A 15,101-nucleotide genomic window follows, 5' to 3' on the forward strand; every position below is an offset into this window, starting at 1 on the left:
ACCGCACCGCTCACACGTCGTAGACGGCACCCTGCTTGACGACCTCGGCCCCGGCGAACTCGGCCGACGCCTCCGCGAGAACCGCGCCCGCGTCGGTCCACGGCGCGATGTGCGTCAGGAGCAGCCGGCCGACTCCGGCGTCGCGCGCCAGTTCGCCGGCCTGCTTGCCGGACAGGTGCACGCCCGCCGGCCGCTCCGCCGAATCCGTCCAGGACGCCTCCGCGAGCAGCAGGTCGACGCCGTCGGCGAGCTCGTTCAGCGCCGCGCACGGGCCGGTGTCGCCGGTGAACGCCAGTATCCGGCCGCCGTAGGAGATCCGGAGGCCGTACGCCGGGGTCGGGTGATCGACCTCGACCGCGACGACGTCGAACGGCCCGATCCGGAACGGCTCGGGCCGCAGCGGCCGGAAGTCGTAGACGTCGGAGAGGTCCGTGCTGGCCCGCTCGGTCTCGTTGGGCGCGTACGCGTTCGCCAGCCGCGTGGGCGCGTCCGGTGGCGCGTACAGCGGCAGCAGGCGCGGCCGGGCGGGGTACGGCGGAGCCGGGTGGTAGCGCCGCAGGACGGTGAGTGCGCTGACGTCGGCGCAGTGGTCGGGGTGCAGGTGCGTGAGCACGAGCGCGTCGAGGTCGAACGGGTCGGCCACGGCCTGCAGCTGCGCCAGCGTGCCGTTGCCGAGTTCGAGGCCGAGCAGGAAGCCCTCGGCCTCGACCAGGTATCCGGACGCGGCCGCGTTCGGCCCGGGGATGCTGCCAGAGCACCCGAGGATGGTCAGTCGCACTTCGACACCCTAAGCGCCCGCCGCGCCGATCACGCGGTGGTGGGAGCGAGGACACCCGGCGCGAAGCCCATGAACCGCTGGGCGAGCCGGGCGAACGGCTCGGCCGAACCGGTGGCCACGAACTCGTGCTGCGGCGGGGTGTCCCGGGTGGTCAGCAGATCGAGTTCGGTGAGCACGCGGACGAGGTCCTTCGCGGTCTCCTCGGCGCTGCTCACCAGCGTGACCTCCTGGCCCATCACGATCTGCAGCACGCCCTGCAGCAGCGGGTAGTGCGTGCAGCCGAGCACGAGCGTGTCGACCTGCGCGTCGAGCAGCGGCTGCAGGTAGCCCTGCGCGAGCCCGAGCACCTGGCGGCCGGAGGTGATGCCGCGCTCGACGAAGTCCACGAACCGCGGGCACGCGACGCTGGTGAGCGTGATGGCGGGCGCCGCGGCGAACGCGTCCTCGTAGGCCCGCGACCGCACGGTGCCCTCGGTGCCGATGACGCCGACACGGCCGGTGTGCGTCGCGACGACGGCGCGGCGCGCGGCGGGCAGCACGACCTCGATCACGGGGACGTCGTAGCGCTCGCGGGCGTCGCGCAGGCAGGCGGCGGACGCCGTGTTGCAGGCGATCACCAAGGCCTTCACGCCGCTCTCGACGAGTTCGTCGAGCGCCGCGAGCGCGTAGCTGCGCGCGGTGGCGATCGGGAGCGGGCCGTAGGGGTTGTGCGCCGTGTCGCCGACGTAGCGGAGCTGCTCGGCGGGGAGCTGCTCGAGGATCGCCCTCGCGACCGTCAGCCCGCCGACGCCGGAATCGAACACGCCGACCGGGGCATCAGCGGGCGGAGACGTCACGCGTCGAGGCTACCTGCTGCCGCCGGGACGGCCTTGCGCGACCGGCGGCTGGTCAGCCACGCGGCGAGAACGCCGGCGAGCGCGCCGAAGACGTGGCCCTGCCAGGAGACACCGGGGTTGCCCGGCAGCAGCCCGGCCAGCATTCCGCTCCACACGCCCAGCAGGACTACGGCGACGAGGATCTGGCCGGCCGCGCGGTTGAAGATGCCGCGCACCAGCAGGTAGGCGAGCCAGCCGAAGGCCAGCCCGGACGCGCCGACGGTGACCGCGTTCGCCGGCCCGATCAGCCACACGCCGAGCCCGGACACCACCCAGATGATGGCCGTGACCAGGGCGAACCGGCCGATCCCGGCGGCCATCGCGAGGAACGAGAACAGCAGCACGGGCACGGTGTTCGCGAACAGGTGCGACCAGCCGGCGTGCAGCACCGGCGCGAACAGCACGCCGTCCAGCCCGGAGAGCTCCCGGGAGTGGATGCCGCCCTGGTCCAGGTCGCCGGGCAGGATCACGTCCACCAGCTCGACCAGGTAGAGCAGCAGGGTGAACGACAACGCGACGAGCGCGGCCGCCTTCGGTCGCGGCGGCAGCACGCGCTTGGCGGCGTCGGTTTCCGGGGCGGGGATCGGTGTGCTCACGTTTTCGAGGCTACGTCCGGGTCGGGCGGCTCCGCCTCGGGTGAAATCCCTGATCCGGCGGTTTTGTCGGTGCCTCCCGCTAGCGTGCGCGGCATGGACGTCACCGGTTACCTCGCGCGGCTCGGCCTCGATCCCGAGCCGCCGAGCCTTGCCGCCCTGAAGCGGCTGCACGCGGCGCACGTCGAACGCGTGCCCTACGAAGCGCTGGAGGTCCAGCTCGGGCGGCCGACCCCGCTCGACCCGCCGGCCTCGCTGGCGCGGATCCTGCAGGGCCGCGGTGGGTACTGCTACCACCTCAACGGCGCTTTTTCGGCGTTGCTGCACGCGCTCGGCTACCAGGTGACGCGGCACATCGGCGGGGTGCAGGGCAGCGCGGCGGACGCGCCGAACATCGACCGGAACCACCTGGCGCTGACCGTCACCGGGTTGCCGGACGCCCTGGACACGGCGTGGCTGGCCGACGCCGGGCTGGGCGACGGCCCGCACGAGCCGCTCCCCCTCCGGGAAGGCACCTACGTGCAGGGCCCGCACACCTACCGGGTGCGGCCGTCTGAAGTGGCGCCGGGCGGCTGGCGGTTCGAGCACGACCCCTCGGGCAGCTTCACCGGCATGGATTTCGCGCCCGGCGTCGCGGTGATGGCCGACTTCGAGGAGAAGCACGCCTGGCTGTCGAGCGCGCCGGAGTCCGGCTTCGTGCGGGTCTGCGCGCTGCTGCGGCGGGACGCGGCGGGCGTCGACACCCTGCGCGCGCTGACGCTGGACCGCCACGGCGCCAAGGAGCTGATCGAGTCACCCGGCGACTGGTGGGCGGCCGCCGGTGACGTGTTCGGCATCCGGGCGTCGCTGTTCACGGACGCCGAGCGCGAGCGGCTGTGGCGGCAGTGCGCCGCCCAGCACGAGGCTCACGTCGGCGGCACGGGCAGCGAGGTGGTGCCCAGCGCGTAGTCCACCGCCGCTTCGGCGTGCAGGCGGGTCGTGGGGAAGGTCGGCACCGGCGCGTCTTCCGGGCCGACCAGCAGCTCGATCTCCGTGCAGCCGTAGATGACGCCCTCGGCACCGGCTTCGACGAGCCGCGCGATCACCCCGCGATAGGCCTCGCGGGAGGCGGGCTCGACGACCCCGAGCACCAGCTCGTCGTAGATCACCCGGTGCACGAGCTCGCGGTCGTCGAGCGGCGGCACCAGCACGTCGAGGCCGTGCGCGGCGAGGCGGTCGCGGTAGAAGGGCTGTCCCATGGTGAACCCGGTGCCGAGCAGGCCGACCCGGTGGATCCCGGCGGCCTTCACGGCCGACGCGGTGGCGTCGCCGAGGTGCAGCAGCGGGATGCCGAGGCCGTCCTCGAGCCGGTCGGCGACCTTGTGCATGGTGTTGGTGCAGAGCACGACGAAGTCGGCACCGGCCGCCTCGAGGGCCTTGGCGGCGCGGTTCAGCTCGGCGCCGGCGTCGTCCCAGCGGCCGTCGGCCTGCATGCGCTCGACGGCGGCGAAGTCGACGGAGTAGAGCACGGTGTGCGCCGAGTGGAAACCGCCGAGGACGGCTTTCACCCGTTCGTTCACAAGCCGGTAGTACTCGCTCGAAGATTCCCAGCTCATCCCGCCGAGCAGCCCGATGACCTTCATGCTGGACAGCATGCCCGAACTGCGCACGGCGTTCGCCGGGGTTTCGAACGTGCTGGTCACCGACGGTGCGTCGGCCGTACTGGTCGACGGCTTCTTCTCGCGGCCGTCACCGCTGAAGCTGGCCACCCGGGTGGCCCCGGACCGCGGCCGGATCGACGAGTGCCTGCGCCGGCTCGGCGTCACGGCGCTGGACGCCGTCCTGGTCTCGCACTCGCACGTCGACCACGCACTGGACGCACCGGTGGTCGCGAAGCTGACCGGCGCGACGCTGGCCGGCTCGCCGTCGACGCGGAAGGTCCAGGAGGGCTACGACCTGGCGGCCGAGCCGTTCGAAGAGCTGGTCCCCGGCAAGCCCGTGGAGTTCGGCGCGTTCACCGTGACCCCCGTCGACACCCGCCACAGCGACGGCGACCGGGTGCCCGGCGAGATCACCGAGCCGGTCCGGTTGCCGGCGAAGGCCAAAGCGTTCAAGACCGGGCGCTGCTACTCGTTCCACATCGCCCACGAGGCCGGCACCGTCCTGGTCCACGCGTCGGCGAACTTCGTGCCCGGCGCCCTCGCCGGGCACCCCGCGGACCTGGCCTACCTCGGCATCGGCGCGGCCGGGAAGAAGACCGAGGAGTGGCGGGAAGAGTACTGGCGGGAGACCGTCGGCGCGGTCGGCGCCCGGACCGTCCGGCCGGTGCACTGGGACGCCTTCTGGCGGCCGCTGAGCAAGCCGCTCAAGCTCCTGCCGAAGGTCTTCGACGACCTCGACACGACGATGGCCACCTTCGAGCGGCTGGCCGAGGCCGACGGCGTCGGCCTCGCCCTGCCCGAACTCTGGACAGCCGAGTAGCTCAGGCCCAGAGCTGCCCGTCGAGCCGCTCCGCCGCTTCGTCGAGCGAACCGGCGTACGCACCCGTCGACAGGTACTTCCACCCGGCGTCGGCCACGACGAAGGCGACGTCGGCCACCTCGCCGCGAGCCGCGGCCTTCTCGGCGACGGCAAGCGCCGCGTGCAGCACCGCGCCCGTCGAGATGCCCGCGAAGATGCCTTCGTGCTCCAGCAGCTCACGCGTGCGCCGGAGCGCGTCGTACGCGCCGACCGAGTACCGCCCGTTCAGCACGCTGGGGTCGTACAGCTCCGGCACGAACCCCTCGTCGAGGTTGCGCAGGCCGTACACCAGCTCGCCGTAGCGCGGCTCGGCCGCGATGATCTGGACGTCCGGCTTGGCCTCGTGCAGGTACCGCCCGACGCCGACCAGCGTGCCGGTCGTGCCGAGGCCGCCGACGAAGTGCGTCAGCGTCGGCAGGTCCTTGAGCAGCTCCGGGCCGGTGCCGCGGTAGTGCGCGTCGGCGTTGGCCGGGTTGCCGTACTGGTAGAGCATCACCCAGTCCGGGTTGGCCTCGGCCAGTTCCTTCGCCCGCCGGACGGCCTCGTTCGAGCCACCCGCCGCCGGCGAGAAGACGATCCGCGCGCCATACGCCTGCAGTAGCTGCTTGCGCTCGGTCGAGGTGTTCTCCGGCATGACGCAGACCAGCCCGTAGCCCTTGAGCTTGGCGGCCATGGCCAGCGCGATGCCGGTGTTGCCCGACGTCGGCTCCAGGATCGTGGAGCCGCGCCGGAGCTTGCCTTCGCGCTCGGCGGCTTCGATCATGGCCAGCGCGGGGCGGTCCTTGATCGAGCCGGTCGGGTTGCGGTCCTCCAGCTTCGCCCACAGGCGCACGTCGTGCGTCGGCGAGAGCCGGGGCAGCCCGACCAGCGGGGTGCCGCCGAGCGCGTCGAGCAGTGACTCGAAGCGAGCCATCGATCAGCCACCGGCCACGGCGGGGAGGATGGTCAGGGTGTCGCCGTCCTTGACCTCGGCCTCGAGGCCACCGGAGAAGCGCACGTCCTCGTCGTTGACGTAGACGTTGATGAAGCGGTGCAGCTTCTCCTCCTTGACCAGGCGCGCCTTGATGCCGGCGTGCCGGGACTCGACGTCGTCGATGATCTCGAGCACGGTCGCGCCCTTGGCCTCGACGGACTTCTCGCCGCCGGTGTGGGTGCGCAGGATCGTCGGGATGGAGACGGTCACGGCCATGGGTTCTTACCTCCGGTGGTTTCCTAGACGCAGACGCACTCGGCGCGGCGCTTTATTCCGGTCGTCAGTCGATGATCTCGACCGGCTCCTCGGTGATCTCGGCGTCCACGATCCGGTACGACCGGAACTCGTGCACTTCGGGGTCGCGGGTGGAGACGAGCACGTAGTGCGCGCCGGGCTCGGCCGCGATGTTCGCGTCGGTCCGCGACGGGTACGCCTCGGTCGCGGTGTGCGAGTGGTAGATGACGACCGGCGCCTCGTCGTTCGCGTCCAGCTCGCGGTAGAGCTTCAGCAGGTCGGCGGAGTCGAATTCGTAGAACGTCGGCGAGCGGGCCGCGTTCAGCATGGGGATGAACCGCTCGGGCGAGTCGGACCCCTCGGGCCCGGCGATCACCCCGCACGCCTCGTCGGGGTGGTCACGGCGGGCGTGGGCGACGATCTCGTCGACGAGTTCACGGCGAATCCGGAGCACATCGACATCTTAGGTCGTGGACACAAGCGATCCATATCTTGAGATGCTGTGCTCAGGAGCACACTGGGGCATGCCGATGCCCTCGATCGCCCGCGAGCGCTGCCGGAAGTTCCTCCGGGACGGCGAGCGGATCCAGTACCTCATCCCCGGGATCTCGCTGTACGTCAACGGCGTCCGCACCCGCGCCGCCTTCTTCGTCGTGGTCACCGACCGCAGCATCACCGTCCTCTACGGCGGCCGCTTCCGGCGCTACACGCCGAAGGCCGTCTACGACCGGCTGCCCCGGCGCACCGAGATCGGCCCGGTCGAGGTCCACCCGTCGCTCGGCCCGGTGCTCACCGTCGCCGAACTGCACCTGGAGATCGACGAGGAGTACGTCAGCGCCGTCCGCGCGGCCAACCTGGAAGGCGCCCACGACCTGCCGCCGGACCCGCTGCCCGACCTGTGACTCAGCCGAACGCCTCCGGCCACACGTCCCGGTAAGCCGGCACCCCGCCCGCGGCCGTCGCCGCCAGCAGGCCGCGCACCATCGCCCGCGCGAACACCCGCGCGGCCGCCGAACACAGCGTGTCCAGTGCCATCGGGCGCGCCGCCGCGCCGAACGGGCCGCTCGCCTCCGGGAGCTCGTGCTCGCCGGTGGCCAGCGCGAACACCGTGTCGCCGTCGAACATCGTGTGGGCCGGGCGCACCGCGCGGGCCAGCCCGTCCTGGGCCGCGACCGCGATCCGCCGGGCCTCGGCCTTCGACAGCGCCGCGTCGACCGCGACGACGCCGATCGTCGTGTTCAGATCGGTCCGGCGGGACGGCAGCGAAGCGGCCCGCGAAGGCCACGTCACGCCGAAGTCGCCGTGGTCGGCCGCGTACGGCCGGCCGGTCGAGAGGTCCACCGCCTCGCCGGCCGCGTTGACCGCCGCCAGCGCCCCGACGGTGAACTCGCCGACGACCTCGCTCGCCGAGCCGATCCCGCCCTTCAACGACCCCACGGCCGCCCCCGCGCCGGCCCCGACCGTCCCCTCCGCGAACGAGTCCGAAGCCGCCGCGCAGGCCGCGTACCCGAAGGACGCGTCCGGCCGGTTGCCCCACTCGCTGCGCGGCAGGTCGAACAGCACCGCCGCGGGCACGATCGGCACCACCTCGTGCGGCTGCGCGCCGACCGGGAAGCCCAGGTTCCGCTCCGCCAGCCACCGCATCACGCCGTCGGCCGCGGCCAGGCCGTACGCCGAACCGCCCGACAGGCAGACGGCGTTGGCCCGCTGCACCAGGTTCTCCGGCTCCAGCAGGTTCGTCTCCCGCGTGCCGGGCGCGCCGCCGCGCTGGTCGACGGCCCCGACCGCGCCGCCGGGGACCAGTACCACCGTCGTCCCGGTGGCCCAGCCGTCGCCGACCCGCTCGTGGTGCCCGACCAGCACGCCGGGGACGTCGGTGATCATCCGGTCAGCGCCTGGATCAGCGTCTCCTGCACCCAGGTCAGCCAGTGGTAGACGCCCAGGTGCGGCGCCCGCGGGTCGTCCTCGGGCAGCTCGTCGGGCATGTCTTCGGTGACGTCGAGCGCGGTGCCCAGCGCCAGCCGGACGTCGTTGAGCGCGCCCAGCCAGGCGTCGGCCTGCTCCTCGGTGAGCCGGACCTGGCCGCCGTCGCGGGGCAGCGTGTCGAGCACGATCTTCGCCACGCCGACCTTGATGTCCAGCAGCTCCGGCTCGTGCAGCGACCGCATCGCCGACGCCGAGTCGAGGTCCTCGCGGGTCGGGTTGTCCGGGTCGAGCTTGTGGAAGTCCGGGAGCAGCCGCGACAGCACCGGGTCGTCCGGGGACTCGGTGGGCCCGGTCCGGATGCCGGTCAGCTCGGCGAGCTCGTCCTGCGGCGCCTCCTCGGCCCGCGCGGTGAGCATGTCCTCGAGCTGGCTGACCAGGCCGCGCAGCACCGCCGCTTCCTGCTGCTCGAACCCGGCGTGGATGACCGCGCCCTTGCGCCGCCAGCCGTTCACGAGGTCTGCTCCATGGTGGCCCACAGGCCGGCCGCGTGGAGTTTCGCCACGTCCGTCTCCACCTTCTCCTTGCTGCCGGACGACACGATCGCCTTGCCCTTGTGGTGCACGTCGAGCATCAGCTTGGTGGCGTGGTCGCGGCTGTAGCCGAACAGCTTCTGGAAGACGTACGTCACGTACGACATCAGGTTCACCGGGTCGTTCCAGACCACGGTCCGCCAGGGGGTGTCCGACTCGGCTACTTCCGCACCGGCCGGCTCGACCTGCGTCTGTTCGGATGCGACAGGCGTGGACATGCACCCCATGGTGTCACGGGGGTCACGGGGTACGCCGCGCCAGGTCCGGCCATGTGGGTGAATAGGCTGACCCCATGGGTTCACCGGAGCCGGCGACGGCCAGCACTGCGCTGCTCACCGACCACTACGAGCTGACCATGCTGGGCAGCGCGCTCGCCGACGGGACGCACGCGCGGCCCTGCGTGTTCGAGGTGTTCGCCCGCCGGCTGCCGACCGGCCGGCGCTACGGCGTCGTCGCGGGCACCGCGCGCGTGCTCGACGCCATCGCGGACTTCCGCTTCACCGACGCCGAGCTCGCGCAGCTGGAAGCGACCGCGGTCGTCGACGACGCGACGCTGTCGTGGCTCGCCGACTACGAGTTCTCGGGTGACCTCGACGGGTACGCCGAGGGCGAGCTGTACTTCCCCGGCTCGCCGATCCTCACCGTCGCCGGCTCGTTCGCCGAGTGCGTGCTGCTCGAGACGCTGGTGCTGTCGATCCTCAACCACGACAGCGCGATCGCGTCCGCGGCGGCCCGGATGTCCGGCGCCGCGCACGGCCGCCCGATCATCGAGATGGGCGGCCGCCGCACGCACGAGTACGCGGCGGTCGCGGCCGCGCGCGCCGCCTACCTGGCCGGCTTCGCGACGACGTCCAACCTCGAAGCGGGCCGCCGCTACGGCATCCCGACCCGCGGCACCGTCGCGCACGCCTTCATGCTGCTGCACGACAGCGAAGAAGCGGCCTTCCGCGCGCAGGTCGAGAAGATGGGCGCGGACACGACGCTGCTGGTCGACACCTACGACATCACCGCCGGCATCGAGACCGCCGTCCGCGTCGCCGGGCCGGAGCTCGGCGCGATCCGGATCGACTCGGGCGACGTCGGCCCGCTCGCCCGCCGGGCCCGCGAGCAGCTGGACTCCCTCGGCGCGAAGGACACCCGGATCGTCGTCTCCGGCGACCTCGACGAGCACGCCATCGCGGCGCTGCGCGCGGAGCCGGTGGACGCGTACGGCGTCGGCACTTCGGTGGTCACCGGGTCCGGCGCGCCGACCGCCGGGATGGTCTACAAGCTGGTCGAGGTGGACGGCAAGCCGGTCGCCAAGCGCAGCGCGCACAAGGAGTCCCGCGGCGGCCGGAAGTCCGCCCTCCGGCGCCACCGCGGCACCGGCACGGCGGTCGAGGAGGTCGTGTGGACCACGGCCGGCACCGCGCCCGCCGCGGAGGTCAACGACCGGCCGCTGCAGATCCCCCTGATCCGCGCTGGCCGCGCGGAAGCGGACCTGCCTACGCTCGACGATGCCAGGCAACGGCTGCGCCGCGGCCTGGTCAGCCTGCCGTGGGAAGGCCTCAAGCTCTCGCACGGCGAGCCCGCTATCCCGACGCTGTTCTTCTGATCGGAGTTCGACCATGGGTACCGCGCTGATCGTGGTGGACGTGCAGAACGACTTCTGCGAAGGGGGTTCGCTCGGCCTGCCGGGCGGGGCCGCCGCGGCCGCCGGCATCTCGAAGCAGGCCGCCGAGGGCGGGTACAGCCACGTGGTGGCCACCCGGGACAACCACATCGACCCGGGCGACCACTTCAGCGAGACGCCGGACTTCAAGGACAGCTGGCCGGTGCACTGCGTCGCCGGTACGCCGGGGGCGTCGTTCCACCCCGCGCTCGACGTCGTCCCGATCGGCGAGGTGTTCTCGAAGGGCGAGTACAGCGCCGCGTACTCCGGCTTCGAGGGCGCGGCCCGCGACGGGAAGTCCCTGGAAGCCTGGCTTCGCGAACACGACGTCACCGACGTCGACGTCGTCGGCATCGCGACGGACTTCTGCGTCCGCGCGACGGCGCTCGACGCGGCGAAGGCCGGCTTCGGCGTGCGGGTGCTGCTGGACCTGACGGTCGGCGGCTCGCAGCCGACGGTCGACGCGACGCTGAAGGACTTCGACGAGGCGGGCATCGCCTACACCGGCACCGCCGCCGTGCCGCCGGCCTCGTGAGGGACCTCCGGGCCGCGCTGGCCGAACACCGGCTAGTCGCGATCCTGCGGGCCTCGGACGCGTCGCGGTTCGCCGACGCGGCGATGGTGCTGCACGCGGCGGGCGTCCGCCTGCTCGAAGCGACGCTGACGACGCCGGGCGCGCCCGCGGCGATCACCGCGCTGCGCCTGGCCCTCGGCGAAGACGCGCTGATCGGCGCGGGCAGCGTCCGCGAACCGTCCGATGTGGACACCGCGGTCGACGCGGGCGCGGCGTACCTGATCACCCCGACGGTCAACCCCGCGGTGCTGGAGCGCGCCGCGGAGCTGGACACCCCGGTGGTCTGCGGCGCGCTGACGCCGACCGAGATCGACCAGGCCTGGCGCCTCGGCGCGGCCGCGGTAAAGGTGTTCCCGATCGCGGCCGCCGGCGGCGTCGCGTACCTGCGCGCGGTCCGGGCCCCGCTGCCGGACGTCCCGCTGGTCCCGACCGGCGGCGTCCACCTGGCCGACGTCGAGGCCTACCTGCGCTCGGGCGCGATCGCGGTCGCGGCGGCGACCCCGCTGCTGGGCGACGCCCTGTCGTCCGGCGGCAGCCTCCCGGACCTGGCCACCCGCGCAGGCGAGTTCGTCGCGGCCGCCTCCCGCTTCACCACGGTCTGAGGCCGCACTTTCACGTGAAAGTGCGGCTTTGCGTCACAAAGCGGCACTTTCGTAGGGAAAGTGCCGCCCTACTTCTTGCCGTAGGGGTCGCAGGCCGCCGTGCCGAGGTAGATGTCGCCGCTCGCCGGGCCGCCCTGCGGGAACAGCCGGATGTGCACCGCGTGCGTCACCAGGCTGCCGTCCGGCGGTTGCGGCGTCACGGTCTCGTTGAGGACCACCGTCGCCAGCGCCGTGCCCGCGGCCCCGCCGGGGATGACGATCCGGTGGTTCGGCGGGATCTGCTCGGGCACGGTGATCCCCTGGACGGCGCCGATCGACACCTCGCCACCGCTGCCGGTCTCGCTCGTCGCGCACTTCGCCGAGAAGGTGCGCACGGTGATCGCCGGACCGCCGTAGCGCTTGAGGACGGTGGCTTCGAACCGGTGCCCGGACGCCTGCGCGACCGAGACGCCCCCCGAGCGCCCGCAGCCGGACTCGCCCATCCCGAACGCGGCGACGTCGCCCGTCGCGCCACCCTGCGTCTGCGCGCTGTAAGGGCCGTCCGCGGTGCATTTCGCCAGCTCACCGGTGACGACGTGTTCGTTGTCGATCGTCACGTCCAGCGATCCCGAAGACGCCCATCCGGTGGACGTCCCGGGTGCCGCGGCAGCCAGGAGCGGCACGCCCAGCGTCGTCACCGCCAGCAACCGGAATGTCCTCTTCCTGGCGTTCCGCATGCACCGGCCTCCTCGGTTTCGTGACAGTTCGTAGTTACCCACTTCGTCATCGGCAGCCCGGCCGCCGTCCCTGATCGGGTCCACCCGGACGGGTGGCCGGTGAGGAACGCAACTTCGCGGGTTTTGCGGCGGTAACGAGCGTTAACCTCGATCGACTTGCTCACCCAGGGAGGTTTCGTGTCTTCGCTGTCCTTCGCCGGCAAGCGGCCCGTGCTGGCCGACCTCGTCCCCGGCTCGCTCGTCCGGGACATCGCGCTGGTCGCCGGCGGTGCCGTGCTCACCGGCGCCGCCGCGCAGCTGACCATCCCGGTGCCGGGCAGCCCGGTGCCGATGACCGGCCAGACGTTCGCCGCGCTGCTCGTCGGCGCGTCGCTGGGCATGTCGCGCGGTGCCGCGTCGATGCTGGTGTACCTGCTCGTCGGCGCCGTGGGCGTGCCGTGGTTCCAGCACGGCACCGCGGGCCTGTCCGGCGCGAGCGCCGGCTACATCGTCGGGTTCGTCTTCGCCGGCGCGCTGGTCGGCGCGCTCGCCGGCCGCGGCGGCGACCGGACGCCGGTGCGCACCGCGGGCACGATGGTGCTCGGCAACGTCGTGATCTACGCGTTCGGCGTGCCGTGGCTGATGGCGTCGACCGGGTTCGACCTGGTGACGGCGTTCGCCAAGGGCGTCACGCCGTTCCTCGTCGGGGACGCGCTCAAGATCGTCGTGGCCGCCGGCCTGCTGCCGCTGACCTGGAAGCTCGTCTCGGGCCGCCGTTCCGAAGACTGACGCGCGCTGAAGGGGACTTTCCTGGCGTCCGGCGCGAGGAAAGTCCCCTTCACCGCGTCTGACGCAGTGAAAGTCCCCTTCAGCGCGCGGCACGAGCGGCCCGTTCGCGACGGATCACCGATCCTGTCGGTCCCGGCGGCTAATGTGTGTCGCTGTGCCCGCCCGAACTGATTTCCCCGGCGTCCTCGAACTCCTCACCCACGCGGTGGAGTCCGTCGGTGGTGCCGAACGCCCAGGGCAGGTCGAAATGGCCGACGCCGTCGGGCGTGCCATCCGCACCGGCGAGCACCTCGCCGTGCAGGCGGGCACCGGCACCGGCAAGTCGCTGGCGTACCTCGTCCCCGCGATCCGCCACGCCGTCCAGAAGGAGGCGACGGTCGTCGTCTCGACGGCGACGATCGCGCTGCAGCGCCAGCTCGTCGACCGCGACCTCCCGCGCCTGGCGAAGGCGCTGAAGAAGCCGCTGGGCCGCGAACCGACCTTCGCGATCCTCAAGGGCCGCCGCAACTACATGTGCCTGCACCGGCTGGATTCCGGCGCGCCGGACGAGCCGGAGGACGCCCAGCTCTTCGACCCGTTCGCGGTGTCGCGGCTGGGCAAGGAGGTCACGCGGCTGCGGGAGTGGGCGTCGGACACCGAAACCGGCGACCGCGACGAGCTCGTCCCCGGCGTCACCGACCAGGCGTGGCGCCAGGTTTCCGTGACGGCGAAGGAATGTCTCGGCGCTTCGCGCTGCCCGATCGGCACGGACTGCTTCGCCGAGAAGGCCCGCGCCGAGGCCGGCCGCGCCGACGTCATCGTCACCAACCACGCGCTGCTGGCGATCGACGCGCTGCAGGGCTACCAGGTGCTGCCGGACCACGACGTGGTGATCATCGACGAGGCCCACGACCTGGTCGACCGGGTCACTTCGGTCGCCACCGGCGAGCTGACCAGCGCGATGTGCGCGTCGGCCGCGCGCCGCTGCGGCAAGCTCATCGACGCCGACGTCGCCGACCGCCTGCTGGAGGCGGGTGACGGGCTGGCGCTGATCGTGGACGACCTGCCCGCGGGCCGGATGGACGAACTGCCGCGGCCGCTCCAGGGCGCGATCCCGGCGGTCCGCGACGCCGCGCACGCGTGCATCACCGCGCTCGGCTCCGACCGCAAGGAGGACGTCGAGGGGGCCACCGCGCGCAAGCTGGCGCGCTCGCTGCTCGACGAGGTGCACGACACCGCGGTCCGGCTCCTGGAGGCGTTCGACGAAGACCAGGCGCACCAGCGCGACGTCGTCTGGCTGTCCGGCGACAAGTTCTCGTCGAACCCGCGCCCGCCGGCGTTGAAGGTGGCGCCGCTCGGCGTCGCGGGCCTGCTGCGCGAGCGCGTGTTCAACCAGCACACGACGATCCTCACCTCGGCGACGCTCACCCTCGGCGGCACGTTCGACACGATGGCGCGCCAGTGGGGGCTGCCGCCGGGCGCGGCCCGCGTGGAACAGGCGCCCGGAGCCGCGACGGAGAAGGAAGCGCCGTCGGACGTCGACAGCAGCCCCAAATGGACCGGGCTGGACGTCGGCTCGCCGTTCGACCACAAGCGCAACGGCATCCTCTACCTGGCCAAGCACCTGCCGCCGCCGGGCCGCGACGGCCTCGCGTCGTCCACAATGGACGAGCTGGCCGAGCTGATCGAGGCCGCGGGCGGGCGCACGCTGGGGTTGTTCTCGTCGATGCGGGCGGCCAAGCAGGCCACCGAGGAGATGCGCGAGCGGCTCGACTTCCCGATCCTCTGCCAGGGCGAGGATTCGACGTCGCTGCTGGTCCAGAAGTTCTCCGAGGACGTCCGCACGTGCCTGTTCGGCACACTCAGCCTGTGGCAGGGCGTGGACGTGCCGGGGCCGTCGCTGCAGCTCGTGGTCGTCGACCGGATCCCGTTCCCGCGCCCGGACGACCCGGTGTCCTCGGCCCGCCAGCGCGCGGTGGAAGCCCGCGGCGGCAACGGGTTCCTCACCGTGGCGGCCACGCACGCGGCGCTGCTGCTGGCGCAGGGAACCGGCCGGCTGCACCGCTCGGTCACCGACCGCGGGGTGGTCGCGGTGCTGGATTCGCGGCTGGCGAACGCCCGCTACGGCGGATTCCTCCGTGCTTCGCTGCCGCCGTTCTGGCCGACGATGGACCCGAAGGTGGTGCGCGAAGCGCTGCGCCGGCTGGACGCAGCCGCGCCCGCGTGACGCGGTCCACAGCACCGACCGGTACGGTGAAGCAACCCGGTACCAATCCGGCCAAAAGCAGGCCGCCCTCCACGGGGGACGTAACCGCCGCTACGGAAGTCATGCGGCCGTGGCTG

At 72.6% G+C, this 15,101-nt stretch carries 19 protein-coding genes; 8 read left to right on the forward strand and 11 right to left on the reverse strand.

What is annotated here, in order from left to right; translation table 11 throughout:
* Positions 1–10 precede the first annotated feature (10 nt).
* From AB5J73_RS03410 to AB5J73_RS03420, 3 genes are read right to left on the reverse strand one after another with little or no spacing between them, the layout of a single operon-like run.
* A complete protein-coding gene (locus AB5J73_RS03410; RefSeq protein WP_370968028.1) occupies positions 11–778 on the reverse strand; it encodes an MBL fold metallo-hydrolase in 768 nt (255 codons plus the stop codon).
* A 29-nt stretch (positions 779–807) separates the two neighbouring features.
* Entirely contained in the window at positions 808–1,614 is an 807-nt protein-coding gene (gene murI, locus AB5J73_RS03415; RefSeq protein WP_370968030.1) for a glutamate racemase, read from the reverse strand.
* Positions 1,611–2,249 (reverse strand): rhomboid family intramembrane serine protease, encoded by a 639-nt coding sequence (locus AB5J73_RS03420; RefSeq protein ID WP_370968032.1) that lies wholly within the window; start codon positions 2,247–2,249, stop codon positions 1,611–1,613. Before AB5J73_RS03420 ends, murI begins: the two co-directional genes overlap by 4 nt.
* Positions 2,250–2,342: 93 nt before the next feature.
* On the opposite strand from AB5J73_RS03420, the gene AB5J73_RS03425 reads away from it, so the two are divergent.
* On the forward strand, positions 2,343–3,194 hold the full coding sequence (locus tag AB5J73_RS03425) for an arylamine N-acetyltransferase (protein WP_370968034.1): 852 nt from the start codon (positions 2,343–2,345) through the stop codon (positions 3,192–3,194).
* Here AB5J73_RS03425 and AB5J73_RS03430 read toward each other — a convergent pair.
* Positions 3,152–3,868 (reverse strand): aspartate/glutamate racemase family protein, encoded by a 717-nt coding sequence (locus tag AB5J73_RS03430; protein ID WP_370968037.1) that lies wholly within the window; start codon positions 3,866–3,868, stop codon positions 3,152–3,154. The two genes, AB5J73_RS03425 and AB5J73_RS03430, sit on opposite strands and share 43 nt — an antisense overlap.
* Here AB5J73_RS03430 and AB5J73_RS03435 point away from each other — a divergent pair.
* Positions 3,858–4,706 (forward strand): MBL fold metallo-hydrolase, encoded by an 849-nt coding sequence (locus AB5J73_RS03435; protein ID WP_370968039.1) that lies wholly within the window; start codon positions 3,858–3,860, stop codon positions 4,704–4,706. The two genes, AB5J73_RS03430 and AB5J73_RS03435, sit on opposite strands and share 11 nt — an antisense overlap.
* A gap of 1 nt (position 4,707) precedes the next feature.
* On the opposite strand, the gene AB5J73_RS03440 is transcribed toward AB5J73_RS03435, so the two are convergent.
* The 3 genes from AB5J73_RS03440 to AB5J73_RS03450 form a co-directional block, all read right to left on the reverse strand.
* Complete coding sequence (locus AB5J73_RS03440; RefSeq protein WP_370968041.1) at positions 4,708–5,658, reverse strand: PLP-dependent cysteine synthase family protein; 951 nt, start codon at positions 5,656–5,658, stop codon at positions 4,708–4,710.
* Positions 5,659–5,661: 3 nt separating this feature from the next.
* Entirely contained in the window at positions 5,662–5,934 is a 273-nt protein-coding gene (locus AB5J73_RS03445; protein ID WP_020640924.1) for a MoaD/ThiS family protein, read from the reverse strand.
* Between the two features lie 64 nt (positions 5,935–5,998).
* The gene (locus tag AB5J73_RS03450) at positions 5,999–6,406 is read right to left on the reverse strand and encodes a M67 family metallopeptidase (protein WP_290053640.1); all 408 of its coding nucleotides are present in this window, start codon (positions 6,404–6,406) and stop codon (positions 5,999–6,001) included.
* Between the two features lie 70 nt (positions 6,407–6,476).
* On the opposite strand from AB5J73_RS03450, the gene AB5J73_RS03455 reads away from it, so the two are divergent.
* A complete protein-coding gene (locus AB5J73_RS03455; protein WP_370968044.1) occupies positions 6,477–6,854 on the forward strand; it encodes a hypothetical protein in 378 nt (125 codons plus the stop codon).
* A gap of 1 nt (position 6,855) precedes the next feature.
* Here AB5J73_RS03455 and AB5J73_RS03460 read toward each other — a convergent pair whose 3' ends face one another.
* Genes AB5J73_RS03460 through clpS form a run of 3 tightly spaced genes read right to left on the reverse strand, consistent with a single transcriptional unit; the run spans position 6,856 to position 8,686 of the window.
* Positions 6,856–7,836, reverse strand: a complete 981-nt coding sequence (locus AB5J73_RS03460) for a P1 family peptidase (protein WP_370968046.1) — start codon at positions 7,834–7,836, stop codon at positions 6,856–6,858.
* On the reverse strand, positions 7,833–8,390 hold the full coding sequence (locus AB5J73_RS03465) for a DUF2017 domain-containing protein (protein WP_160699687.1): 558 nt from the start codon (positions 8,388–8,390) through the stop codon (positions 7,833–7,835). The genes AB5J73_RS03460 and AB5J73_RS03465 overlap by 4 nt, the downstream gene beginning before the upstream one ends.
* The gene (gene clpS, locus AB5J73_RS03470) at positions 8,387–8,686 is read right to left on the reverse strand and encodes an ATP-dependent Clp protease adapter ClpS (RefSeq protein WP_086679752.1); all 300 of its coding nucleotides are present in this window, start codon (positions 8,684–8,686) and stop codon (positions 8,387–8,389) included. Before clpS ends, AB5J73_RS03465 begins: the two co-directional genes overlap by 4 nt.
* Positions 8,687–8,760: 74 nt before the next feature.
* Between clpS and AB5J73_RS03475 the strand changes: the two genes are divergently transcribed.
* From AB5J73_RS03475 to AB5J73_RS03485, 3 genes are read left to right on the forward strand one after another with little or no spacing between them, the layout of a single operon-like run.
* Entirely contained in the window at positions 8,761–10,062 is a 1,302-nt protein-coding gene (locus tag AB5J73_RS03475; RefSeq protein WP_370968048.1) for a nicotinate phosphoribosyltransferase, read from the forward strand.
* 13 nt (positions 10,063–10,075) lie between these two features.
* Positions 10,076–10,654, forward strand: a complete 579-nt coding sequence (locus tag AB5J73_RS03480; RefSeq protein WP_370968050.1) for an isochorismatase family protein — start codon at positions 10,076–10,078, stop codon at positions 10,652–10,654.
* On the forward strand, positions 10,651–11,295 hold the full coding sequence (locus tag AB5J73_RS03485; RefSeq protein WP_370968052.1) for a bifunctional 4-hydroxy-2-oxoglutarate aldolase/2-dehydro-3-deoxy-phosphogluconate aldolase: 645 nt from the start codon (positions 10,651–10,653) through the stop codon (positions 11,293–11,295). The genes AB5J73_RS03480 and AB5J73_RS03485 overlap by 4 nt, the downstream gene beginning before the upstream one ends.
* 68 nt (positions 11,296–11,363) lie before the next feature.
* Here AB5J73_RS03485 and AB5J73_RS03490 read toward each other — a convergent pair whose 3' ends face one another.
* Positions 11,364–11,981, reverse strand: coding sequence for a choice-of-anchor P family protein (locus AB5J73_RS03490; protein WP_370972906.1), 618 nt, complete (start codon positions 11,979–11,981; stop codon positions 11,364–11,366).
* Positions 11,982–12,188: 207 nt separating this feature from the next.
* Between AB5J73_RS03490 and AB5J73_RS03495 the strand changes: the two genes are divergently transcribed.
* Both AB5J73_RS03495 and AB5J73_RS03500 read left to right on the forward strand, forming a co-directional pair.
* Positions 12,189–12,779, forward strand: coding sequence for a biotin transporter BioY (locus AB5J73_RS03495; protein ID WP_370968055.1), 591 nt, complete (start codon positions 12,189–12,191; stop codon positions 12,777–12,779).
* A gap of 154 nt (positions 12,780–12,933) precedes the next feature.
* On the forward strand, positions 12,934–14,985 hold the full coding sequence (locus AB5J73_RS03500; RefSeq protein ID WP_370968057.1) for an ATP-dependent DNA helicase: 2,052 nt from the start codon (positions 12,934–12,936) through the stop codon (positions 14,983–14,985).
* Positions 14,986–15,101: the final 116 nt, after the last annotated feature.

The sequence above is a fragment of the Amycolatopsis sp. cg9 genome (genome assembly GCF_041346945.1).
GTDB lineage: Bacteria > Actinomycetota > Actinomycetes > Mycobacteriales > Pseudonocardiaceae > Amycolatopsis.

Excerpts from the sequence above, each read along its gene's own strand:
- AB5J73_RS03425 (WP_370968034.1), top strand. The coding sequence starts at position 2,343 with ATGGACGTCACCGGTTACCTCGCGCGGCTCGGCCTCGATCCCGAGCCG.
- AB5J73_RS03435 (WP_370968039.1), top strand. The coding sequence starts at position 3,858 with ATGACCTTCATGCTGGACAGCATGCCCGAACTGCGCACGGCGTTCGCC.
- AB5J73_RS03430 (WP_370968037.1), bottom strand. The coding sequence starts at position 3,868 with ATGAAGGTCATCGGGCTGCTCGGCGGGATGAGCTGGGAATCTTCGAGC.
- AB5J73_RS03440 (WP_370968041.1), bottom strand. The coding sequence starts at position 5,658 with ATGGCTCGCTTCGAGTCACTGCTCGACGCGCTCGGCGGCACCCCGCTG.
- AB5J73_RS03445 (WP_020640924.1), bottom strand. The coding sequence starts at position 5,934 with ATGGCCGTGACCGTCTCCATCCCGACGATCCTGCGCACCCACACCGGC.
- AB5J73_RS03455 (WP_370968044.1), top strand. The coding sequence starts at position 6,477 with ATGCCGATGCCCTCGATCGCCCGCGAGCGCTGCCGGAAGTTCCTCCGG.
- AB5J73_RS03460 (WP_370968046.1), bottom strand. The coding sequence starts at position 7,836 with ATGATCACCGACGTCCCCGGCGTGCTGGTCGGGCACCACGAGCGGGTC.
- clpS (WP_086679752.1), bottom strand. The coding sequence starts at position 8,686 with ATGTCCACGCCTGTCGCATCCGAACAGACGCAGGTCGAGCCGGCCGGT.
- AB5J73_RS03475 (WP_370968048.1), top strand. The coding sequence starts at position 8,761 with ATGGGTTCACCGGAGCCGGCGACGGCCAGCACTGCGCTGCTCACCGAC.
- AB5J73_RS03480 (WP_370968050.1), top strand. The coding sequence starts at position 10,076 with ATGGGTACCGCGCTGATCGTGGTGGACGTGCAGAACGACTTCTGCGAA.